This window comes from Rhodococcus sp. GQ147 (assembly GCF_059759155.1).
On the sequence record NZ_JCAXDU010000017.1, the window covers coordinates 25,793 to 46,950 of the forward strand.

Annotated in this window: 23 protein-coding genes; 15 read left to right on the top strand and 8 right to left on the bottom strand. The window is 67.6% G+C overall.

Annotated elements, in window-relative coordinates:
- Positions 1–12 precede the first annotated feature (12 nt).
- From panD to AC6CID_RS18760, 8 genes are all read left to right on the top strand, one after another.
- The gene (gene panD / locus AC6CID_RS18725) at positions 13–450 is read left to right on the top strand and encodes an aspartate 1-decarboxylase (protein WP_006550510.1); all 438 of its coding nucleotides are present in this window, start codon (positions 13–15) and stop codon (positions 448–450) included.
- A gap of 2 nt (positions 451–452) precedes the next feature.
- Entirely contained in the window at positions 453–1,286 is an 834-nt protein-coding gene (locus tag AC6CID_RS18730; protein ID WP_006550509.1) for a type III pantothenate kinase, read from the top strand.
- A gap of 93 nt (positions 1,287–1,379) precedes the next feature.
- Positions 1,380–1,850: a rhodanese-like domain-containing protein gene (locus AC6CID_RS18735; RefSeq protein ID WP_498354304.1), complete on the top strand. Its 471-nt coding sequence runs from the start codon at positions 1,380–1,382 to the stop codon at positions 1,848–1,850.
- A 98-nt stretch (positions 1,851–1,948) separates the two neighbouring features.
- Positions 1,949–3,415, top strand: coding sequence for a lysine--tRNA ligase (gene lysS, locus AC6CID_RS18740; protein WP_498354326.1), 1,467 nt, complete (start codon positions 1,949–1,951; stop codon positions 3,413–3,415).
- Between the two features lie 94 nt (positions 3,416–3,509).
- Entirely contained in the window at positions 3,510–3,869 is a 360-nt protein-coding gene (locus AC6CID_RS18745) for a histone-like nucleoid-structuring protein Lsr2 (RefSeq protein WP_006550504.1), read from the top strand.
- A 149-nt stretch (positions 3,870–4,018) separates the two neighbouring features.
- A complete protein-coding gene (locus tag AC6CID_RS18750; RefSeq protein WP_039584532.1) occupies positions 4,019–5,449 on the top strand; it encodes a phospholipase D-like domain-containing protein in 1,431 nt (476 codons plus the stop codon).
- 270 nt (positions 5,450–5,719) lie between these two features.
- A complete protein-coding gene (locus tag AC6CID_RS18755) occupies positions 5,720–8,263 on the top strand; it encodes an ATP-dependent Clp protease ATP-binding subunit (RefSeq protein WP_006550502.1) in 2,544 nt (847 codons plus the stop codon).
- Between the two features lie 178 nt (positions 8,264–8,441).
- Positions 8,442–9,086 carry an MBL fold metallo-hydrolase gene (locus tag AC6CID_RS18760; protein ID WP_006550501.1) on the top strand — a complete coding sequence of 215 codons (645 nt, stop codon included), beginning with the start codon at positions 8,442–8,444 and terminating at the stop codon, positions 9,084–9,086.
- A gap of 62 nt (positions 9,087–9,148) precedes the next feature.
- Here the strand turns inward: AC6CID_RS18760 and AC6CID_RS18765 are convergent, their stop codons facing one another.
- Positions 9,149–9,775, bottom strand: a complete 627-nt coding sequence (locus tag AC6CID_RS18765) for a TetR/AcrR family transcriptional regulator (protein ID WP_498354305.1) — start codon at positions 9,773–9,775, stop codon at positions 9,149–9,151.
- Between the two features lie 202 nt (positions 9,776–9,977).
- Between AC6CID_RS18765 and AC6CID_RS18770 the strand changes: the two genes are divergently transcribed.
- The 3 genes from AC6CID_RS18770 (at position 9,978) to AC6CID_RS18780 (ending at position 11,791) form a co-directional block, all read left to right on the top strand.
- Positions 9,978–10,472 (top strand): hypothetical protein, encoded by a 495-nt coding sequence (locus AC6CID_RS18770; RefSeq protein ID WP_498354306.1) that lies wholly within the window; start codon positions 9,978–9,980, stop codon positions 10,470–10,472.
- Positions 10,473–10,604: 132 nt separating this feature from the next.
- Entirely contained in the window at positions 10,605–11,045 is a 441-nt protein-coding gene (locus AC6CID_RS18775) for an OsmC family protein (RefSeq protein WP_498354307.1), read from the top strand.
- Positions 11,046–11,104: 59 nt separating this feature from the next.
- The gene (locus AC6CID_RS18780) at positions 11,105–11,791 is read left to right on the top strand and encodes a DsbA family oxidoreductase (protein ID WP_024102852.1); all 687 of its coding nucleotides are present in this window, start codon (positions 11,105–11,107) and stop codon (positions 11,789–11,791) included.
- Here AC6CID_RS18780 and AC6CID_RS18785 read toward each other — a convergent pair.
- Both AC6CID_RS18785 and AC6CID_RS18790 read right to left on the bottom strand, forming a co-directional pair.
- A complete protein-coding gene (locus tag AC6CID_RS18785) occupies positions 11,781–12,311 on the bottom strand; it encodes a DUF1990 domain-containing protein (RefSeq protein WP_006550496.1) in 531 nt (176 codons plus the stop codon). The two genes, AC6CID_RS18780 and AC6CID_RS18785, sit on opposite strands and share 11 nt — an antisense overlap.
- A gap of 1 nt (position 12,312) precedes the next feature.
- Positions 12,313–12,618 carry an antibiotic biosynthesis monooxygenase family protein gene (locus AC6CID_RS18790; protein ID WP_006550495.1) on the bottom strand — a complete coding sequence of 102 codons (306 nt, stop codon included), beginning with the start codon at positions 12,616–12,618 and terminating at the stop codon, positions 12,313–12,315.
- A gap of 33 nt (positions 12,619–12,651) precedes the next feature.
- On the opposite strand from AC6CID_RS18790, the gene AC6CID_RS18795 reads away from it, so the two are divergent.
- Entirely contained in the window at positions 12,652–13,410 is a 759-nt protein-coding gene (locus AC6CID_RS18795; protein WP_006550494.1) for an alpha/beta fold hydrolase, read from the top strand.
- 45 nt (positions 13,411–13,455) lie between these two features.
- Here AC6CID_RS18795 and AC6CID_RS18800 read toward each other — a convergent pair whose 3' ends face one another.
- On the bottom strand, positions 13,456–14,340 hold the full coding sequence (locus AC6CID_RS18800; protein ID WP_019290185.1) for an iron-sulfur binding domain-containing protein: 885 nt from the start codon (positions 14,338–14,340) through the stop codon (positions 13,456–13,458).
- Between the two features lie 93 nt (positions 14,341–14,433).
- On the opposite strand from AC6CID_RS18800, the gene AC6CID_RS18805 reads away from it, so the two are divergent.
- Positions 14,434–15,063, top strand: a complete 630-nt coding sequence (locus tag AC6CID_RS18805; RefSeq protein WP_019290184.1) for a carbonic anhydrase — start codon at positions 14,434–14,436, stop codon at positions 15,061–15,063.
- A gap of 101 nt (positions 15,064–15,164) precedes the next feature.
- A complete protein-coding gene (locus AC6CID_RS18810) occupies positions 15,165–15,911 on the top strand; it encodes a hypothetical protein (RefSeq protein WP_498354308.1) in 747 nt (248 codons plus the stop codon).
- Between the two features lie 23 nt (positions 15,912–15,934).
- On the opposite strand, the gene disA is transcribed toward AC6CID_RS18810, so the two are convergent.
- Positions 15,935–17,017: a DNA integrity scanning diadenylate cyclase DisA gene (gene disA / locus AC6CID_RS18815; RefSeq protein ID WP_006550490.1), complete on the bottom strand. Its 1,083-nt coding sequence runs from the start codon at positions 17,015–17,017 to the stop codon at positions 15,935–15,937.
- A gap of 93 nt (positions 17,018–17,110) precedes the next feature.
- Here disA and AC6CID_RS18820 point away from each other — a divergent pair, with 93 nt between their 5' ends.
- Positions 17,111–17,674: a PaaI family thioesterase gene (locus AC6CID_RS18820; protein WP_006550489.1), complete on the top strand. Its 564-nt coding sequence runs from the start codon at positions 17,111–17,113 to the stop codon at positions 17,672–17,674.
- A gap of 26 nt (positions 17,675–17,700) precedes the next feature.
- On the opposite strand, the gene dinB is transcribed toward AC6CID_RS18820, so the two are convergent.
- The 3 genes from dinB to AC6CID_RS18835 all read right to left on the bottom strand — a co-directional run bounded on the left by dinB (position 17,701) and on the right by AC6CID_RS18835 (position 21,130).
- Positions 17,701–18,957 (bottom strand): DNA polymerase IV, encoded by a 1,257-nt coding sequence (gene dinB / locus AC6CID_RS18825; RefSeq protein WP_006550488.1) that lies wholly within the window; start codon positions 18,955–18,957, stop codon positions 17,701–17,703.
- 57 nt (positions 18,958–19,014) lie between these two features.
- Complete coding sequence (gene radA, locus AC6CID_RS18830) at positions 19,015–20,406, bottom strand: DNA repair protein RadA (RefSeq protein ID WP_006550487.1); 1,392 nt, start codon at positions 20,404–20,406, stop codon at positions 19,015–19,017.
- Between the two features lie 91 nt (positions 20,407–20,497).
- The gene (locus AC6CID_RS18835; RefSeq protein WP_064061089.1) at positions 20,498–21,130 is read right to left on the bottom strand and encodes a copper chaperone PCu(A)C domain-containing protein; all 633 of its coding nucleotides are present in this window, start codon (positions 21,128–21,130) and stop codon (positions 20,498–20,500) included.
- Positions 21,131–21,158 lie beyond the last annotated feature (28 nt).

Consider the following 21,158-nt stretch of genomic DNA (forward strand, 5'->3'; position numbering starts at 1 on the left):
CCGAGGACGAGCATGTTCCGCACCATGATGAAGTCGAAGATCCACCGCGCCACCGTCACCCACGCGGATCTGCATTATGTCGGTTCGGTGACCGTCGACCAGGATCTGATGGACGCCGCGGATCTGCTCGAGGGCGAGCAGGTCTGCATCGTCGACATCGACAACGGCGCCCGGCTCGAGACGTACGTCATCGCCGGTGAGCGTGGATCGGGCGTCATCGGGATCAACGGTGCCGCAGCACGTCTCGTCAGCCCCGGCGATCTCGTCATCCTCATCGCCTACGGCGTGATGAACGAGCAGGAGTGCAAGGACTACGACCCGCGCGTGGTGTTCGTCGACGCCGACAACCGCCAGGTCGAGCTCGGCAACGATCCCGCCCACGCTCCCGAGGGCTCGGGCCTGATCACGCCGCGGATGCTGTCGACTCTCGACTCCCCGTCCCTGGTCTAGAGGTGCTCCTCACCGTCGACGTCCGCAACACCAATATCGTCCTGGGGGTGTTCGCGGGCAGCGGCTCGCACGCGCGGCTGCTGCGCGACTGGCGCGTCCGTACCGACCCCAGGATGACCGCCGACGAGATCGCCCTGCTGTTCCGCGGTCTGCTCGGCGAATCCGCCGAGCAGGTCACCGGGGTGGCGGCGTTGTCGACCGTGCCGTCGGTGCTACGTGAGCTGCGCGTCATGCTCGACCGCTACTGGTCGTCGGTGCCGCACGTGGTGGTGGAGCCGGGGGTGCGCACGGGAGTGCCGCTGCTCGTGGACAACCCGAAGGAGGTCGGCGCCGACCGCATCGTCAACAGTCTGGCGGCCTACCACTTCTACGGATCCCCGTGCATCGTCGTGGATTTCGGGACCTCCACGTGCGTCGACGTCGTGTCGGGCAAGGGGGAGTTCCTCGGCGGGTCCATCGCTCCGGGTGTGGAGATCTCGATGGATGCGCTGGCGTCGCGGTCGGCGGCGCTGAGGAAGGTCGAATTGCTCCGTCCCCGAGGTGTTCTGGGAAAGAACACCGTCGAGTGCATGCAGTCGGGAGCCGTCTTCGGGTTCGCCGGGATGGTCGACGGCATCGTGCGGCGGATCTGCGCCGAGGTGCCCGGTTTCGACGGTGACGACGTGGCCGTCATCGGCACCGGCGACAGTGCGCCGCTGATCATGCCGGAGTCGCGCACTCTCGAGCACCACGAGCCGGATCTGACCCTCGAGGGACTGCGTCTGGTGTACGAGCGGAACCAGGTGAGACGAGCGGCACGCGGAACTGCGGGTTCCGCTGAGCGTCATTCTGTGTAAAAATGTTCCTCGTGATCCGTTGCATGAGCACCCAGGAGTGTTGTCGAGGCTGACCGCCGCCTCGACCGATAACACATTCCTGGGAGTTTTCTCATGCGCGCTGCGCTTCTTTCCGCCACTTCTGTTTCCACCGCTGCTCCGGTTGCCACTATTGCTCCGGTCGCCTTCCACCGGCTCGCCGTCGAGCGCACGTACCCCACCGAACTGTCCGCAGCGGTCGCCCGCGGCGCCGTCGTCGTCGACATCCGATCGAACGCCGAACGTGCCGCTCAGGGAACACTTCCCGGTGCACTGGCCATCTCCGCCGATCTCGTCGCCGAGCGACTCGATCCGAGCGGCCCGGGCCGTCTCGCCCTCGCCGTCGACCGCGACGTCGAATGGATCCTCGTCTCGTCCGACGGCGCGAGCTCGCACGGTGTGGTCACTGAACTGCACGCGCAGGGTCTGCGCCGGGTCACCCACCTCGTCGGAGGCTACGACGCCATCCGCGCGGCCCGCCTGATCGGCGCAGTCGCCGAGGCCCAGCACGTCGCGCAGGACGTGGCGCGGGTCACCGCTCACTGAAAGCGCGCATCTGCAGGAATAGTGACCTCGGGTGTCCGATAGTCTGGTTACCCGTGAGTGATGCCACCGTTCAGCAGCCCGACGACACCCCCGAGCAGATGCGGGTTCGCCGCGAGAAGCGCGAACGGCTCCTGGCACAGGGTTCGGAGGCCTATCCCGTCGAGATCCCGCGCACCCATACGCTCGCGGAGATCCGCGCCGAGTATCCCGACCTCGAGCCCGACACCGCCACCGGCACCGTCGTGGGCGTTGCCGGCCGCGTGATGTTCTCGCGCAACACCGGCAAGCTGTGCTTCGCGACGTTGCAGGAGGGCGACGGCACCCAGCTGCAGGTCATGCTCAGCCTCGCCGGCGTCGGCGAGGAGGTGCTCGCCGCCTGGAAGTCCGAGGTCGACCTCGGCGACATCGTGTTCGTGCACGGCGAGGTCATCAGCTCCCGTCGCGGTGAGCTCAGCGTCATGGCCGACTCGTGGACCATGGCGTCGAAGGCGCTGCGTCCGCTGCCGGTCGCGCACAAGGAGATGAACGAAGAGGCGCGGGTGCGTCAGCGCTACGTCGACCTCATCGTGCGTCCCGAAGCACGTCGCAATGCACGCATGCGTGTCGCGGTGGTGCGCGAGCTGCGCAACGCGCTCGAGCGTCGCGACTTCCTCGAGGTCGAGACGCCCATGCTGCAGACCCTGCACGGCGGTGCGGCGGCCCGCCCGTTCGTGACGCACTCGAACGCACTCGACATCGATCTGTACCTGCGTATCGCGCCGGAACTGTTCCTCAAGCGCTGCGTCGTCGGCGGTATCGAGAAGGTCTTCGAGATCAACCGCAATTTCCGTAACGAGGGTGCCGACTCGACGCACTCGCCGGAATTCTCGATGCTCGAAACGTACGAGGCGTACGGAACCTACGATGATTCGGCGCGGATGATCCGCGAGATCATCCAGGAGGTCGCGTTCGGGGTCTTCGGCACCCATGTGGTGACGCTCGCCGACGGTACGGAATACGACTTCGGGGGTGAATGGAAAACTCTCGAAATGTATCCCTCGCTGTCCGAGGCGATCGGCACGGACGTGACCCCCGACACCACACTGGAGGAATTGACGGCTCTCGCGGATCGTGTCGGTCTGGAGATTCCCGAGGGCAAGGGCTGGGGTCACGGCAAGCTCGTCGAGGAGCTCTGGGAGCACATGTGCGGCGACCAGCTGCACGAGCCGACCTTCGTGCGTGATTTCCCCGTGGAGACGTCGCCGTTGACACGCGATCACCGCACGGTGCGCGGGGTCACCGAGAAATGGGATCTGTACGTCCGAGGTTTCGAACTCGCCACGGGTTACTCGGAACTCGTCGATCCGGTGATCCAGCGCGAGCGTTTCGTCGACCAGGCGCGTCTGGCCTCGGAAGGGGACGACGAGGCAATGGCTCTCGACGAGGACTTCCTCGCCGCGATGGAACAGGGAATGCCGCCGACCACCGGTACCGGAATGGGAATCGACCGTCTGTTGATGGCACTTACCGGTCTGGGAATCCGCGAAACAATCCTGTTCCCGATTGTTCGACCGAACACCCGTTAATCGGATTTCGCCGCTCCATATTGCGATGCGTTAATCGGCGGGTAGTGTGGTGCCCGTCCCGCGGGGGAAGCGCATTTGAGAGGATTTACACCACATGGCGAAAAAAGTCACTGTCACCCTGATCGACGATGTGGATCAGGAGTCGGCGGCGGACGAATCGGTGGAGTTCGGTCTCGACGGAGTGACGTACGAGATCGACCTTTCCGAGGACAATGCGGCACGGTTGCGTGAGCAGTTGGAATTCTGGATCGAACACGCTCGTAAGGTCGGCGGCCGCAAGCGGAGCAAGACCGCTGCCGGAACTGCGCCGGCTGCGCGCAAGAGCGGATCCGGAAGTGCCGGTCGCGAACAGACGGCCGCTATCCGTGAATGGGCACGGAACAACGATCTGCCGGTGTCGGCCCGTGGCCGAATCTCTGCGGAGATCGTCGAGGCGTACAACAAAGCGCACTGACGAATCCTCGTCCGTGGGGCGTCGTCCATCCGTGGACGGCGCCCCACAGTCGTCGGTGGACGGGTTGGGTTGTGGCACAGTGGCGCCTGTCACACACGTCGATCGTGCGGACGACCCGGCACGATGCGGTCGGGGAGTAGCATCCGCTCATGGCCGAGACCGTGCTCGAACCAGGTTCCACCTGCTGGCGAATTGCGCGAGCGGAGAGGTTGACCTGCATAGTCGACGCCGCCGACTATTTCCGTCACGCCAAGGCGGCGATGCTCCGGGCGGAAAAACGCATCATGCTGATCGGGTGGGATTTCGACACCCGGATCAAGTTCGAACCCGAGGGTGCAACTCTCGAGGGACCGAACAAACTCGGTGAATTCCTCGAATGGCTTCCCGAACGTCGACCCGGTCTCGATATTTATCTGCTCAAGTGGAACATCGGTGCGTTCAGTGCCCTCGCACGCGGAATGACGCCGGTGTTCGTGCTCGATTGGCTCACCGACCCGAGCCTGCACTTCGAAATCGACGGGGCGCATCCCGTGGGCGCGGCGCACCATCAGAAAATTCTCGTCGTCGACGACAGCATCGCTTTCTGTGGCGGTATCGATATGACCGTCGACCGCTGGGACACCCCGGATCATCCGGACCGGAGCAAATACCGGCGGGAGCCGAGCGGTAAACGCTACGGACCGTGGCACGACGTGACGACCGCCGTCGACGGCGACGCCGCGCGGGCCCTCGGTGACCAGGCCCGCGCCCGGTGGAAGGCTGCGACGGGGGAGGAGCTCGATCCCGTGCCGGAGCCGGAGCCGATCTGGCCCGACGATCTCGAGCCGACCCTCCGCGGTGTGGACGTGGGCATCGCGCGCACGCTGCCCGCCTACGACGGGAAGGACGGCGTCCACGAGATCGAGGCGCTGTACCTGTCGGTGATCGAGAAGGCGCGGCACACTCTCTACCTCGAGAGCCAGTACCTCGCTTCGCGCAGGATCGCGGAGGCTCTCGCCGAGCGACTGCAGGAACCGGACGGCCCCGAGATCGTGGTGGTGATCCCACGCAACGCCGACGGCTGGCTCGAACGCAAGGCCATGGACGGTGCCCGGCGGGCCCTGCTGCACATGCTGTGGGAGGCCGACGTGCACGGCCGTTTCGCCGCCTACTATCCCGTCACCGCCGGCGGGGAGCCGATCTACGTGCACGCGAAGGTCGTCGTCATGGACGAGACGTTGCTGCGGATCGGGTCGTCGAACCTGAACAACCGTTCGATGGGCTTCGACACCGAATGCGACCTGGCCATCGAGTCCGCCGAACCCGGGGACGCGGTCGGCCGCGCCGCCGTCGAGCTGCGCAACATCCTGGTGGCGGAACATCTCGACGTCGACCCCGAGGTGATCGCGGAGGCCACGAAGGACGGTGGTTCGCTCATCTCCGCCATCGAACGGTTGCGCGGTCCGGGACGTTCGCTGCGGCCGTTCGAACCGGGTACGGTGTCGGACGAGGACAGTGTCCTCGCAGAAAGTGCTCTGGCCGATCCCGAACGCGCCTCGCGGAGCTTCGGACGCAGGATCGAGCGATTCTTCGCCCGTTGATCCCCCACAGCCTCTGTTCGCTTGTGGCGTACAGCTTGCGGAAACGTATCCGCCACGTGCAGCGTTGACTTCTGAAACCGGGTTTTCTCGCCGCCTTCCGAAGGGTAGAGGGAAAGCGAGTCGATACCACGGCCACTAGAGTGTGGAGTGGGAGCTTGGAACCTCTGAAAGGTTCCGACGAACGACTCGAGTGCCGGAGCTTAAGAGCGGCAGCAGGGTGCGGGACGATCGGCGTACCGGACCGGCGGCCGGAGAGTGTGAGGGAGTGCGATGTTCGAAAGGTTCACCGATCGCGCGCGGCGCGTCGTTGTCCTGGCTCAAGAAGAGGCCAGGATGCTCAACCACAACTACATCGGCACGGAGCACATCCTCCTCGGCCTCATCCACGAGGGTGAGGGTGTGGCGGCGAAGTCGCTCGAGTCGTTGGGTATCTCCCTCGAAGGTGTGCGCAGCCAGGTCGAAGAGATCATCGGCCAGGGTCAGCAGGCGCCCTCGGGGCACATTCCCTTCACTCCTCGTGCCAAGAAGGTCCTCGAGCTGAGCCTTCGCGAAGCGCTCCAGCTCGGACACAACTACATCGGTACCGAACACATCCTGCTCGGTCTCATCCGCGAGGGTGAGGGCGTGGCGGCGCAGGTGCTCGTCAAGCTCGGCGCCGACCTCAACCGGGTGCGTCAGCAGGTCATCCAGCTGCTGTCCGGTTACCAGGGCAAGGAGCCCGCAGAATCCGGCACGAGCCGTGGCGAGACCGGCACTCCGTCCACGTCGCTCGTCCTGGACCAGTTCGGCCGCAACCTCACGCAGGCAGCTCTCGAAGGCAAGCTCGACCCGGTCATCGGCCGGGCGAAGGAGATCGAGCGCGTCATGCAGGTGCTGTCGCGTCGTACGAAGAACAACCCGGTGCTCATCGGCGAGCCGGGTGTCGGCAAGACCGCCGTCGTCGAGGGTCTCGCGCAGGCCATCGTCAACGGTGAAGTCCCCGAGACCCTCAAGGACAAGCAGCTCTACACGCTCGACCTGGGCTCGCTCGTCGCCGGCAGCCGTTACCGCGGCGATTTCGAGGAACGCCTGAAGAAGGTCCTCAAGGAGATCAACAGCCGCGGCGACATCATCCTGTTCATCGACGAGCTGCACACGCTCGTCGGTGCCGGTGCTGCCGAGGGCGCGATCGACGCTGCGTCGATCCTCAAGCCCAAGCTCGCCCGCGGTGAGCTGCAGACCATCGGTGCGACGACCCTCGACGAGTACCGCAAGTACATCGAGAAGGACGCCGCTCTCGAGCGCCGCTTCCAGCCGGTGCAGGTCGGGGAGCCGACGGTGGAGCACACCATCGAGATCCTGAAGGGTCTGCGCGACCGCTACGAGGCGCACCACCGCGTCTCGATCACCGACAAGGCGCTCGTCGCGTCGGCCACTCTCGCCGACCGCTACATCAACGACCGCTTCCTGCCGGACAAGGCGATCGACCTCATCGACGAGGCCGGTGCCCGCATGCGCATCCGTCGCATGACCGCGCCGCCGGACCTGCGCGAGTTCGACGACAAGATCGCCGACGCCCGTCGCGAGAAGGAATCGGCGATCGACGCGCAGGACTTCGAGAAGGCCGCGAGCCTGCGCGACAAGGAGAAGCAGCTCGTCGCGCAGCGTGCCGAGCGCGAGAAGCAGTGGCGTGCGGGCGATCTCGACGTCATCGCCGAGGTCGACGAGGAGCAGATCGCCGAGGTCCTCGCCAACTGGACCGGTATCCCGGTGTTCAAGCTCACCGAGGAGGAGACCACGCGTCTGCTCCGCATGGAGGACGAGCTGCACAAGCGGATCATCGGCCAGGAGGACGCCGTCAAGGCCGTCGCCAAGGCGATCCGTCGTACGCGTGCCGGCCTGAAGGATCCGAAGCGTCCGTCCGGTTCGTTCATCTTCGCCGGCCCGTCCGGTGTGGGTAAGACGGAGCTGTCCAAGGCGCTCGCGAACTTCCTGTTCGGCGAGGACGACGCGCTCATCCAGATCGACATGGGCGAGTTCCACGACCGCTTCACCGCGTCGCGCCTGTTCGGTGCTCCTCCCGGCTACGTCGGCTACGAAGAGGGCGGCCAGCTCACCGAGAAGGTGCGCCGCAAGCCGTTCTCCGTGGTTCTGTTCGACGAGATCGAGAAGGCCCACCAGGAGATCTACAACACCCTCCTGCAGGTCCTCGAGGACGGTCGCCTCACCGATGGCCAGGGACGCACGGTCGACTTCAAGAACACCGTGCTGATCTTCACGTCGAACCTGGGCACCGCCGACATCTCGAAGGCCGTGGGGCTCGGCTTCTCGGCCGGAACGGGCGAGGCGTCGAACTACGAGCGGATGAAGAACAAGGTCCACGACGAGCTGAAGAAGCACTTCCGGCCCGAGTTCCTCAACCGTATCGACGACATCATCGTCTTCCACCAGCTCACGCAGGATCAGATCATCCAGATGGTCGACCTGATGGTCGGACGTGTGGAGACGCAGCTGAAGAACAAGGACATGGGTATCGAGCTCACCGAGAAGGCGAAGTCGCTGCTCGCCAAGCGCGGCTTCGACCCGGTGCTCGGCGCACGTCCGCTGCGTCGCACGATCCAGCGCGAGATCGAGGATCAGCTCTCCGAGAAGATCCTGTTCGGCGAGATCGGCGCAGGCCAGATCGTCCTCGTCGACGTCGAGGGCTGGGACGGCGAGGGCGCCGGCGAGAACGCGAAGTTCACGTTCACGCCGAGCGAGAAGCCGGCCGAGGTCCCGGACACCCCGGCGGTCGCGCTGGCCAAGTCCAGCGAGGGCGAGTCCGAAGCCGGATAAGCGTCCGCTGCCTGTGGGAGCGGGCACGTGTTGCTGCCTGTGAGAGCAGGCACCTGCTGTACCGAGAGGGGCGGCACCCGAGAGGGTGTCGCCCCTCTCGTCGTCCGACGCACTTGACCTTCAGTCGGCTCGAGGTTGCACGGTGGTGGTGACCGGACGACGACCAGGAGGTACCGCGATGCGGCAAGTACTGCCCGATCTGTGGGAGACGCAGGAGGACAATCCGTTCCCGGGGCTGAGGACGCACGCCTATCTGTGGACCGGGACGAACAACGTGCTCTTCTACTCGGTCGCGGGTGAGGCCGATTTCGACGAACTGGACCGCCTCGGGGGGATCACCGACCAGTACCTGTCCCACCAGGACGAGGCCGGTCCGATGCTCGGCAGGATCGCCGAGCGCTTCGGGCCGAGACTCCACGCGGCAGCGGCGGAGGCCGACGTGGTCGGCCGGCACGCCCGCATCGACGTCCCGCTGACGGAACGTCATGTGGACGACAACGGGGTGGAGATCGTTCCGACACCCGGGCACACGGTGGGCAGCACCTGCTATCTGGTGCCCGGCGCGGACGGGACCCGCTACCTGTTCACCGGCGACACGCTGTATCGCGGTGCTTCGGGGACGTGGCGGGCCGGCTACATCGAGGGGATGAGCGACGCCCGCGTGCTCGCCGACAGTCTGCGCCTGCTGGCGAAGACGGAACCCGATGTGGTGGTCTCGAGTGCGTTCGCGGGGGAGGCGGGCGTGCATCGGATCGACGCCCGGGAGTGGCCCGCCCACGTCGACCAGGCTCTGAGCGGGTTGTCTGCCGCGGTGCAGGGCTGAGCAGAGATCTTCTTTCCGGCCGATCTGCCCTGCCGCGGGTCGCGGCCGACCTTGCCGCCTGCTTATCTGCCGATGGTCGGCATGTGCGCGGTGAGTGTCGACAGGGTGCTGGCGACGATCTCGGTGAGTTCGTCGGGACGGATGTCGAGCGTGCCGTCGAGCCAGCCGCGGACGAGCTCGACGGCGCCGGCCATGACGATCACCGCACGCAGTTCGGCCTGCCGAGAGTCGAGGCGGGTGCCCACCGCGTCGCTCTGCTTGGCGAGTTCGTCGGCGGCGGACCGGATGAACGCGCTCTTCCGCTCGGCGAGCGGGGGCGCGTCGGAGATGAGGAAGCGACCCTGCTGGGGGTTGCGTTCGACGGCGCCGACGATCGCTCCCACCGCGGCGCGTGTCTTGGCGTGCAACTCGTCGGGGGCCGCCGCGATGGCGTCGACGGCGCGTTCGAGCAGGGTCGCGCCGAGCTCGTCGTAGGCGGTGGTGACGAGGTCGGTCATGTCGGTGAAGCTCTCGTAGAAGAAGCGCGGGCCGACTCCCGCGGTGGCCGCGACCTTCCGTACCGTCGTCGCCGACCAGCCCTCGTCGGCGACGACGTCGATCACCGCGTTCTGGAGACGCTTGCGGCGTTCGGCGCGCCGGTCGGCCGGGGCGACGCCGCGATACGCGCGGGTGGCTTCGGGCTCGGACACATCGTCGAGTGTGGCACAACACGACCAGACTTCCGGAATCGACCAATTCCGGAATCAAGTGTGTACTAATTGTGGAATCCTCGTCATGGTCGGTCCCCGAATCCGGACGAGGAGGAAACGTGACGATCGATGCATCGTCGACTGCCCACCTGCACGACCGAACCGATCGACTCGCACCGAAGCCGATCCTGCGAGCACCCTCATGGCGTTCACCACCGCCATCGCTTTCCCGGCCAGCTACCCTCTGCGTCTGATCTGGCTGGCGGTCTGGTCGGCGGTCGACCCCGACGACTCGTCCGCCGCTCTCACCGAGGCCGCGCTGAAGGCCGTTCCCTGCATCTACGGGGTCGACGGCCCGGGTGCGGAGAACCGCATCAGGAGCTGGGCGCGCTGTCACTTCCACGCCGACCTGGCCCGCCTGTCGCTGGGTTCCGGATACGCCGACGTTGTGGGTGTTCCGCGACTGAGCCCGATGGCGGCACTGTACCCGGTGTGGTTCGCGCGCAACCTCCTACGCGACCGCCTGAATGTCCTGGTGCCCGGAGGCGCCGGACGCGCCGCCCGGCGGGGTCACGCCGAGCGTATGCGGGAGATCGCAGAGGTGAAGCGGCGGCTCGAGACGCGGCCTTACGAACGGGACGGAGCCGTGCAGTCGATCCGTGAGCGCGACCGCGAACTCAGGGCGCGATCGGCCTGATCCGGACATCAGGAACGCTCTGGCGCGAACGGCCCTCGCCACCACGACGACTCTGCAAGTGTGGTTCGTGAAGCACTGTCTTCGTGAAGCACTGTCGCATGCAGTGCTGTCGCACCCAGAGAAGGAGAGGTCATGCCCACTCGTACCGCACGGACCGCATGGAACGGGGATCTGCAGAAGGGCTCCGGTCAGGTGGAGCTCACCAGCTCGGGCCGTGGCACGTTCGACGTGTCGTTCCCGAAACGCTCGGCGGAGAACGCGGACGGCACCACCAGCCCCGAGGAGCTCATCGCCGCCGCACACTCGTCGTGCTTCGCGATGCAGTTGTCCGCGCTGATCGCGGAGGCGGGCGGCACGCCGCAGAGCCTCGAGGTCACCGCCGACGTCTCGCTGGGGCCCGATCCGGCGGGCGGATTTCGACTCACCGGAATCCGGTTGAAGGTGCGGGGCGAGGTCGACGGCCTCGACGCCGACGACTTCGTCAAGGCCGCGGAGGACGCGAAGGCCGGATGCCCTGTGAGCAAGGCACTCACCGGCGTCGAGATCTCCCTGGACGCCGCGCTCGAGAGCTGACGGGTTCGTGGACCGATCGGCCGGGAACAGAGCACGTCAGGGCCGGGTTGTACCCGAATATGAGCATGCCTGACGTACTTCTCCCCACCGCTCACATCGAGATCTGGTCCGACATCGCCTGCCCCTGGTGCTACATCGGTAAGCGGCGCTTCGCGGAGGCGCTCGAGTCCTTCGACGACCGCGACCGGATCGAGGTCACCTGGAGGTCGTACCAGCTCTCGCCCGACACACCGGTCGGGCGACGGGTCCCCGAGGTCGAGGCGCTCGTCGCGATGAAGGGGATGCCGGCCGAACAGGTCAGGCAGATGTTCGCCCAGGTCTCGGATACCGCTGCCGACGTGGGACTCGAGATCGACTTCGACAACGTCGTCGCCGCCAACACCTTCGATGCGCACCGACTCGTGCATCTGGCGGGCGACAAGCGCGACGAGGTGCTCGAAGCGTTGTTCCGTGCGCATTTCGTCGACGGCGAGGTGATCGACGACGTGGATGTCCTCGTGAAGGTCGCCGCCGAGGTCGGGCTCGATCCGGAGTCGACGCGCGCGGCGCTCGACGGCGACGATCCCGCCGGTGAAGCGGCGGCCGACGCCGTGACCGCCGATCTCTTCGACGCGCGACGGATCGGCGTGCAGGGGGTGCCGTTCTTCGTGGCCAACCGCGCCGTCGCGGTGTCGGGTGCGCAGCCTGTGGACGTCTTCCGTCAGTTCCTGCGCAGGGCCGTCGACGATGTGACGGTCAAGCTGTGAGTGCCGCGAGATAACGTCGCGCGATCTGCTGCTGGAGCAGGTGCCCGACGGGACCGGCCAGCTTCGTGTACCAGCGGGCGGGGCGGGAGAACGCGAGCACCGTTCCCCGCACCCGTCCGTCCACGGTGCGCTCGACGACGAAGGTCTCCTCGCCGCTGGCGGGATGACCGGGGAGTGTGCCGTAGGTGAACCCGCGTATGTCCGGGGTGTCGACGATCTCGATCACGCGGCACCGCGCCGACGCGCGCACCGGTCCGAGACCGAAGCCGAGATCCACTTCGACGCCGGGTACTGCGAGGGGCGTGCCGGGCGGGATCCGTATGCCCGCGCCGCGGTGCATGTCCCACGAGAACAACTGGGCAGCGGCGACCTCGAACACGGTGTCGCCGCGGCCCAGTTCGCTCTCGACCCTCAGATGTCGATAACCGGAGGGGAGCGGTGCCTCGTCCCGGAAGGCACGCAGGCTCGCTCCCACCTCCGCATAGGTGAACTCACGCCCGGACCCGCCGGACGCGGACATCTCAGGACTTCTTGACGTCGAGGACGACCTCGAACTCGAGCAGCGATGCGCCGGTCGCGACGGGCTTCTTCGCCTCACCCGCGTGGGCAGCACGTGCGTCGCCGTCGCGCCACGCGGCGAAGTCCTCCTCGGACTCCCACTGAGTCACCACGAAGTACCGGTTCTCGCCCGCGGTGGGGCGGAGCAGCTGGAAGCCCAGGAAGCCGGGGGAGTTGTCGACGGTGTGCGCCCGATTGGCGAATCGCTTCTCCAGCTCGGGGCCGGCGCCTTCGGGAACTTCGATTGCGTTGATCTTCACGACTGCCATGCGCGAGAGCCTACTCCGCTAACTTGGTCGATTGTGTTGCACGACGAGGGCGGAACCGGACGACCCATCCTGCTGTTGCACGGTCTCATGGGCAGCGCCCGCACGTGGCGTCGTCACGTGCCGTGGCTGCGCGAACACGGACACGTGTACACCTTCGACGCCGCCGGTCACGGTCGTCCCGCTCCCGACGAACTCACCACCGAGGCGTTCGTCGCCGATCTCGAAACCCATCTCACCGGGATCACCGAACCGCTCGTCGTGATCGGGCATTCGATGGGTGCCCTGCACGCGTGGTGCTTCGCTGCGACCCATCCCGAGCGGGTCACCGCGCTGGTGCTCGAGGACATGGCGCCCGACTTCCGGGGACGCACGGCCGCGAACTGGGCGGCGATGATCGCGCAGTGGCCGCAACCGTTCCCCACCGGGGATGCGGTGTTCGACTTCTTCGGGCCCGTCGCGGGTCGCTACTTCCTCGACTCGTTCGTCCGCCGCGATGACGGCTGGTATCTGCACGGCGAGGTCGAGACCTTCCGCGACATCTCGGAAGAGTGGGGGTCGCGGCACTTCTGGGACGAGTGGAACTCGATCCGCGTGCCCGCGCTGCTGCTCGAAGGCGAGTTCACCATCACCCCCGAGGGGCAGATGCGGCGGATGGTGACGCGACCCGGCACCGACCACGTCCTCGTCGACGGCGCCGGGCATCTCGTGCACGACGACCGGCCCGACGAGTTCCGCACCGCAGTGGAACACTTCCTCACCGCGCACGCACTGTCGGCGAGCCGACTCGAGTAGCACTGTCGGCGAGCCGACTCGAGTAGCACTGTCGGTAAGCCGGATCTAGGAGGTCGATCCCTCGCCGGCGAGCGCGAAACGGCCGTCGTCGGTCTGCTCGACGAGACCGTCCACGAGCAGTGAATGCAGGGCGCGGTCGCGCTGGCCCGGATCCGTGGTCCACACGCTGTCGAGGACGGGACGCTCCACCGGGACGCTGCTCTCGCGCAGCACCGCCATCAACCGGCCGCGCACCTGCCGGTCGGTACCGGCGAACTTCTGCACCTTCCGGGGTGGTCCGTCGTGGGCGGGCCGCCCGGCCTGTACCCATGCGCACTCGGGCAGCGGGCAGCGTCCGCAGTCGGGCGTGCGAGCGGTGCACACGGTCGCACCGAGTTCCATCAGCGCCGCGGAGAAGGTCGCCGCACGTGAACGCTGACGCGGAAGGATAGCCTCGACGTCGGCGAGATCCCTTGTGGTCGAAGGGTTTCCTGGCTCCGCCCGACCGTGGACGGCGCGGGCGACGACACGACGCACGTTCGTGTCCACCACCGGCACACGCTGTCCGTATGCGAAGCACGCCACGGCGCGGGCGGTGTAGGCGCCGACGCCGGGCAGGGTCAGCAGGACGTCGACGTCCTCGGGAACCCGGTCGTCGTGCTCAGCGGCGAGTACGCCGGCGCACTCGTGCAGGCGCAGCGCGCGGCGCGGATAGCCGAGCTTGCCCCACGCCCGCAGCACCTCGGCCTGGCTCGAGGCGGCCATCGCGGACGGCACGGGCCAGCGCCGCACCCACTCCTCCCAGATCGGAGCGACCCGGGCGACCGGCGTCTGCTGCAGCATGACCTCGGACATGAGGATCTGCCAGCCCGTTACCCCGTCACGGCGCCACGGCAGGTCGCGCGCCTGCGCGGCATACCAGCGCAGCAACGACGGTGCGTCCACGGACATCTCGGGTCTCCTCCGGTCACGGGGTCGGGTGTGGGGATCCGCTGAGGAGATGTCGAACGAAATCGGACATGTGCGCAGGTGAATAATGTACGCATGCCGAACTCCAATCCCATCTCCGCCTGGAAAGCCCTGACCGAGGGTAATCATCGTTTCGTCAGCGACACGCCGCTGCACCCGAGCCAGGGAATCGATCGTCGCGCCGAACTCGTCAACGGCCAGCACCCCACCGCCGTGCTGTTCGGCTGCGGAGACTCCCGCGTCGCCGCAGAGATCATCTTCGACCAGGGGCTCGGCGACATGTTCGTGGTCCGCACCGCGGGTCACGTCATCGACAGTTCCGTCCTCGGTTCCATCGAGTACGCAGTCGACATCCTCAACGTTCCGCTCATCGTCATCCTCGGTCACGACAGCTGTGGTGCCGTGGCGGCGACCATCGATGCCCTCGACAAGGGCACGGTGCCGGGCGGCCACATCCGCAGCCTCGTCGAGCGTGTCGCTCCCTCGATCCTCATGGGCAGGGCCGAGGGTCTGTCCACCGTCGACGAACTCGAGGGGCGCCACGTCGTCGAGACGGGCAAGCTGCTCACGGATCGTTCGCGGATCATCGCCGACCGCATCGCCGACGGCCGCTGCGCCATCGTGGGCGTCACCTACAAGCTCGAGGACGGCAAGGTGAGTCTGCGGGGCCACTTCGGAGACATCGGCGAGGTCTCCGACAACTGAAGACGGGTGCACCTGCGGTCACAACGATGTGACTGCAGGTCACAGCGACACGCCGACGGCGGTGTAGCCGTGCGCAGCCTGTGGCACATACCGTGGGGGGCGTGCTTGAACCGACCGGTCCTCTGCCCCCCGAGATCTACTGGCGACGACGCATTCTCGCGATCGGAGTCTCGGCGGTCGTGCTGGCACTGGTCATCTGGCTCGTAGTGGCGCTGACCGGCGGCGACGACCCCGATCAGAATCCCGAACCCGCAGCAGCGGAGGTGACGACCTCCGCCACCACGACGGCGGCCGATGCGTCCGCCGACGCGGCGTCCGCGAGCACCACCCGGAGCGGTGGATCCTCGGGTTCGTCCGGGACGCGTAGTGCAGGGGATTCGGCCTCGGAGGACGCGGACAACGAGGACAACACGTCCACGTCCGCCACAACCTCCGCTGCTCCGGTTCCGCCGGGGCAGTGCTCCGATCAGTCGCTCGCCGTGCGGGTGACGGCGGACGAGCCGAACTACAGGGTCGGTTCCGAACCCGATTTCACGATCGTCATCACCAACATCGGCACGTCGCAGTGCGAACGCGACCTCGGTGCGGGCCTTCAGCAGGTGCTCGTCTACAGCCTCGACGGCAACGAGCGACTCTGGGCGAACACCGACTGCTTCCCCGAATCGACCGCCGACATCCGGTCGCTCGCTCCGGGCGACCAGGCCGCCTATTCCGTCAAGTGGTCGGCGACGACCTCCGAGCCCGGCTGCCAGGCGCCGCGCGAACCGGTCGGTCCCGGCGCGTACACCGTGGTCGGGCAGCTCGGCGGCCTGCGCAGCGCGCCCGAGCCGTTCAATATCACGCCCTGACCTGCTGCTCGTCCGGTAGTTGTTCAGTCGTAGTGGTTGATCGCGGCTTCGGCGAGCCGCGACAGTCCCTCGCGGATGTACCGGGCCCACAGGGCGCCGACCCCGTCGACCGCCTGCAGATCGGCAGCGGTGGCCGCGAGCAGGCCCTGCAGTGTGCCGAACGCACCTACGAGCCGGTTGATCTGCCGGGCCTGCAGGCGCGGCACCCGATGGAGCACGCGATAACCGCGGGGACTCATCGAGGTGTCGAGGGCCTCGATGGTGCCCGAATAGCCGAAGGCGCGGGCGAGGCTCGTCAGGTCGAGCAGGTCGACGTCGGTCAGGTGTGCGAGACGCTCGAGCGCCTGCTCGACCTCCTGCTGGGTGGGGACGTGCTCGCCCGCAAGATAGTCCCGCACGATGAGCTGCCGGGCGAGCTGGTTGTCGCCGACGAGTTCTTCGAGCTGGAGGGCCAGCTGGCGACCGTCGGTCCCGAGTTCGAGCACGTCCTGCTCGATCTCCACGGACAGGCGGTGCATCATCTCGAGCCGCTGCGCCACGGTGAGCGCGTCGCGCAGCGTGACGATGTCCTCGATCTCGACCACGGACAACTGCCGGGTCACCTCGTCGAGGCGGGCCTTGTAGCGCTCGAGTGTCGCGACGGCCTGGTTGGCCCGGGACAGGATGGTCGCGGAGTCGTTGATGACGTGGCGGCGACCGTCGACGTACACGCTGACGATGCTCATCGACTGGCTGACCGAAACCACCGGATATCCGGTCTGGATTGCGGTGCGTTCCGCGGCGCGGTGCCGGGTGCCGGACTCCACGGTGGGGATGCTCGGATCGGGCACGAGTTGCACGTTGGCACGCACGATGCGCGAACCGTCGGTGGACACGACCACGGCGCCGTCCATCTTCGACAGCTCCCGAAGTCGGGTGGGGGCGAACTCGACGTCGAGTTCGAAACCGCCGTCGCACAGCTCGGCGACCTTGTCGTCGAAACCGAGGACGATCAGGCCGCCCGTGCGGCCGCGGAGGATGCGTTCGAGACCGTCGCGTAGCGCGGTGCCGGGCGCCAGACGAGCGATGGTGTCGCTCAGCGTCGATGCCGGCGCCGACTCGGTCATCTGGACTTCCTTCCCCTGTGCGGTCTGCGGTCGTCGTCACAATGCGCGGACTCGTGGATCGGCGCCCCGACCGCGCAACTACATTACTTGCTTATGCGCAGCACCTGGACTTTGCCCGACGACCTCGTCGTTCCCGATCTGCCGGAAGATCATCCCGGCCCGGGTGCGCCGGTACCGCAGCATTGGAACAAGTGCTTCGGGTGTGGTGACGACCAGCCCTCCGGCCTCGCGATGGAGTTCACGATCGGCGAAGGCCTCGAGGTGCTCGGCCGTCTCGACGTCGCCACGCGCTACCAGGGCGGACCGGGATTCATCCACGGCGGCATCCTCATGACGGCCTTCGACGAGGTCCAGGGAATGGCGTGCAACGCCGCCCTGCGGACCGCCGTCGTCACCGGGCACTTCGAGACGGACTTCGCCCGTCCCATCCCCCTGGGCTCGGTGCTCGAGTTCCGCGCCCGCGTCGACGGCTTGGTGCGGCGCAAGGTCTACACCAGTGCGGAGGCGCGCATCGTCGCCGGTCCGCCGGCCGATCCGGACGTCGTGGTGGCGTCGTCGGTCGGGTTGTTCGTCGTCGTCGGGCACGAGCACTTCGCGAAGGGCCGCGACTACGCCGACGGCATCCCGCAGAGTGAACACGACATCTCCGCCGTCTGACATCTCCGCCCTCCGGGTTTTCGCGTTCAGGTCTCCGGTCCGTCGGGGAGCAGCGGAACACCCGGCCGGTGGTCGCGTCCGAGCAACGCCGCGGAAGTGACCGCGCCCGCGCCGTAGCGGGAGTGCAGATCGTCCAGGACGGCATCGAGGGCATGCCGGTCGACGGCGCGGTGCTGCGTTCGCGTGTCTCCAGTACTGTCCCCGGCGGCCTCGACCGGCTCGTCGAACGGCAGCTCGAGTTGCTCGACGCCTTCACCGACGAGATTCGTCACCGCGATCCCGATGAGCGTGAGACCGCGCTCGGCGATGAGCGGTCGGGTCTGCTCGAGCAGGTCGTGCGCCGCCGCCGACAGCAGATCGGTGCGTGCGGTGGCCCCGGGCAGCGTGTGAGAGCGTGTCGCGCGGGTGTAGTCGGCGAAGCGCATCCGCAGGACCACCGTGCGGCCGAGGCGTCCGGCCCGGCGCATCCGCCGGCCCACGCGGTCGACGAGCAGTTGCAGCGTCTCGCCGACCGACTCGAGGCTGTGGGGTCCGCGGCCGAGCGCGTGCTGCGCGCCCATCGAACTGCGCCGCCGATGCCGGACCGGACGCGGATCGTGACCGATCGCGAGCGCGTGCAGGTGGCGTCCCGCCGTGCGTCCGAGCAGCGAGACGAGATCGGACTCGGAGTGGGCGGCGACATCGGCCACGGTCCGCAGACCGTGCGCGTGCAACTTCGCCGCCGTCACCTTGCCGACGCCCCACAACCGCTCCACCGGCAACGGATGGAGGAACTCGAGTTCGGCGTGCGGAGGGACGAGGAGCAGTCCGTCGGGCTTGGCCACCCCGCTCGCGACCTTGGCGAGGAACTTGGTGCGCGCGACACCGACGGTGATCGGCAGCCCCACCTCCTCGGCGACCGTGCGGCGCAGGCGTGCGGCGATGTCGACGGGTCTGCCGGCGATGCGCCCGAGACCGGAGACGTCGAGGAACGCCTCGTCGATGGAGATCCCCTCCACGATCGGTGTGGTGCGATCGAAGATCGCGAAGACGTCGCGCGAGGCCTGCGCATAGGCCTCCATGCGGGGAGGCACCGAGATCAGTCCCGGGCACAGGGCGCGGGCGGCTCGGCCCGACATCGCGGTGACGATGCCGTGAGCCTTGGCCTCATAGCTCGCCGCGAGTACGACGCCCCCGCCCACGACGATCGGTTTGGCGCGCAGCCACGGATCGTCGCGCTGCTCCACCGACGCGTAGAACGCGTCGAGATCGGCATGCAGCACCGTCGCATCGGACACGAACACATGTTCGCACCGGCCGCCGACACCTCGGCAGATCGGCGCTGCCGACATGTCCGCAGGTCAGCGTGTGAGGGTCGACAGTGCCTGCGCCACGTTGGACACCTCGAACTTCTTCATGCCCTTCGGGACACCCTCGACATCGCGCGGAACCACCCCGCGGTCGAAGCCGAGCCGGTTCGCCTCCGCGAGTCGGCGACCCGCACCGACGACACGACGGACCTCCCCGGCGAGACCGACCTCGCCGAGCAGCACGGTGCCGGCCGGGACGGGCTGGTCGCGTACGGCTGAGGCGACGGCGAGTGCGAGCGCGAGGTCGGCGGACGGATCGGTGATCCGCATACCGCCGACGGTGGAGGCGTAGACGTCGCAGTTACCGAGCCGGCCGAGCCCGCAGCGACGCTCGAGTACCGCGAGCACCATCGCCACCCGCGCCGAGTCGAGACCGCTCACGGCGCGTCGCGGTGAAGGATTGTGCGTGGGCACCACGAGCGCCTGGACCTCACCGAGGAGCGGGCGTTTGCCGTCCATCGTGACCGTGACGGCAGTGCCGGGCACGGCCTCGTCGCGGTGCTGCAGGAACAATCCCGACGGGTCGCTGACGCCGACGATCCCGTCCTCGGCAAGTTCGAAGCAGCCCACCTCGTCGGCGGCTCCGAACCGGTTCTTCACCCCGCGCACCATGCGCAGCGTGGAGTGCTTGTCGCCTTCGAAGTGCAGCACCACGTCGACGAGGTGCTCGAGGGAACGCGGACCGGCGACCGCGCCGTCCTTGGTGACGTGGCCGATGAGCAGCACCGGGATGCCGCTGGACTTCGCGAGGGAGGTCAGGGCGCTGGTGACTGCGCGGACCTGCGTGACACCGCCGGTCACGCCGTCGACGTCGGCGGCGAGCATCGTCTGGACGGAGTCGACGACCAGCAGCGTGGGTTTGACCTGCTCCACGTGCCCGAAGATCGTCGCGAGGTCGTTCTCGGCGGCAAGATAGACCCGGTCGTGCACGGCGCCGGTGCGGTCGGCGCGCAGGCGCACCTGACCGGCCGACTCCTCGCCGGTGACGTAGAGCGCGCGATCGGCTTCGCCGCGCAACGCCCAGCGGTGCACCACCTCGAGGAGCAGCGTGGACTTGCCGACACCGGGTTCGCCGGCGAGCAGGACGACCGAACCGGGTACGACACCGCCGCCGAGGACGCGGTCGAGCTCGGGGATGCCCGTGGGCTTCGCGTGGGTGGCCTTGCCGTCGATCTGCGACAGCGGGGTGGCCGGGGTGCTCGGCAGCACGGCGGCGGCACCGGCGCGGGCGAGCGAGGTACCCGACCGCGAGGCGACCGCGACCGGTTGGACGGGTGCTTCGTCCATCGACCCCCACGTTCCGCATTCGGGACAGCGCCCGACCCACTTCGCGACGGTGTGCGAGCAGTCGGAACAGCGGTAGAGGGTCTTGGTCTTTGCCACGGCCGGAGGATAGTCGGTCGCACCGACACCGGAGCGGATGCGAGGAGGGCCCGGCCGAGCTGTGCTCGACCGGGCCCTCCAGCAGGAAGTCCTAGTGTGCTTCGCCCACGATCGGCGAGAGCTCCGACTCGTCGCGGGGGAGCTCCGGGCCGGCGTCGATCGGCACGGACAGGGTCACGTCGCCGGCCTCGGCGAAGGTGAAGGTCACGGGGATGGTCAGGCCCGGGCGGACACCCTCGGAGAGGTTCACGAGCTCGACGTTGTTGACGACGCCTGCCGGGGCCGGGGAGGGGGTCTCCTCGGTGCTGTTCGGACGCGGCGACTCGTCGACCTCCTCGACGAGGGCGGCGTTCTCCTCGGAGACGCCGGCGACCACGGAGGACTGCGGAGGGACCTCGATGGGAGTGCCCGTGACCGAAGCCGCGAAATCGGTGGAGATACCGGTGAGGTTGTCGCCCACGTACGGGTCGAGGTTGACGATCGTGAAGCCGAGCTGGGCGGTGCCGCCGGGCTCGATGCTGTACTCCTCGGAGTTCGGGTAGATCACGTGCACGTTGCGCAGCGCGAGGCTGCCGGCGTCCACGTTGGAACCGTTGATGGCCGCGACCTGGGTCGAGGTCTGGGTGATCTGACCGGCGCTGCACGCGGACATCGTGAGCGCCGCTCCCGCGGCAAGGGCGAGAGCGGTCACGACTCGGCGAGTCGGCGCTTTGAGAGCAGTCACGGGTTCCTCCACTCGAGTAAGGCTCGCA

What these genes read in the sequence shown, in the direction of transcription:
- disA (WP_006550490.1), bottom strand. Translation starts at nt 17,017, where the DNA reads ATGACCGAGTCGGCGCCGGCATCGACGCTGAGCGACACCATCGCTCGT.
- lysS (WP_498354326.1), top strand. Translation starts at nt 1,949, where the DNA reads ATGCGGGTTCGCCGCGAGAAGCGCGAACGGCTCCTGGCACAGGGTTCG.
- AC6CID_RS18755 (WP_006550502.1), top strand. Translation starts at nt 5,720, where the DNA reads ATGTTCGAAAGGTTCACCGATCGCGCGCGGCGCGTCGTTGTCCTGGCT.
- AC6CID_RS18750 (WP_039584532.1), top strand. Translation starts at nt 4,019, where the DNA reads ATGGCCGAGACCGTGCTCGAACCAGGTTCCACCTGCTGGCGAATTGCG.
- AC6CID_RS18800 (WP_019290185.1), bottom strand. Translation starts at nt 14,340, where the DNA reads ATGTCCGTGGACGCACCGTCGTTGCTGCGCTGGTATGCCGCGCAGGCG.
- AC6CID_RS18775 (WP_498354307.1), top strand. Translation starts at nt 10,605, where the DNA reads ATGCCCACTCGTACCGCACGGACCGCATGGAACGGGGATCTGCAGAAG.
- AC6CID_RS18760 (WP_006550501.1), top strand. Translation starts at nt 8,442, where the DNA reads ATGCGGCAAGTACTGCCCGATCTGTGGGAGACGCAGGAGGACAATCCG.
- AC6CID_RS18780 (WP_024102852.1), top strand. Translation starts at nt 11,105, where the DNA reads ATGAGCATGCCTGACGTACTTCTCCCCACCGCTCACATCGAGATCTGG.
- AC6CID_RS18805 (WP_019290184.1), top strand. Translation starts at nt 14,434, where the DNA reads ATGCCGAACTCCAATCCCATCTCCGCCTGGAAAGCCCTGACCGAGGGT.
- AC6CID_RS18785 (WP_006550496.1), bottom strand. Translation starts at nt 12,311, where the DNA reads ATGTCCGCGTCCGGCGGGTCCGGGCGTGAGTTCACCTATGCGGAGGTG.
- panD (WP_006550510.1), top strand. Translation starts at nt 13, where the DNA reads ATGTTCCGCACCATGATGAAGTCGAAGATCCACCGCGCCACCGTCACC.
- AC6CID_RS18735 (WP_498354304.1), top strand. Translation starts at nt 1,380, where the DNA reads ATGCGCGCTGCGCTTCTTTCCGCCACTTCTGTTTCCACCGCTGCTCCG.
- AC6CID_RS18790 (WP_006550495.1), bottom strand. Translation starts at nt 12,618, where the DNA reads ATGGCAGTCGTGAAGATCAACGCAATCGAAGTTCCCGAAGGCGCCGGC.
- AC6CID_RS18770 (WP_498354306.1), top strand. Translation starts at nt 9,978, where the DNA reads ATGGCGTTCACCACCGCCATCGCTTTCCCGGCCAGCTACCCTCTGCGT.
- AC6CID_RS18745 (WP_006550504.1), top strand. Translation starts at nt 3,510, where the DNA reads ATGGCGAAAAAAGTCACTGTCACCCTGATCGACGATGTGGATCAGGAG.
- AC6CID_RS18820 (WP_006550489.1), top strand. Translation starts at nt 17,111, where the DNA reads ATGCGCAGCACCTGGACTTTGCCCGACGACCTCGTCGTTCCCGATCTG.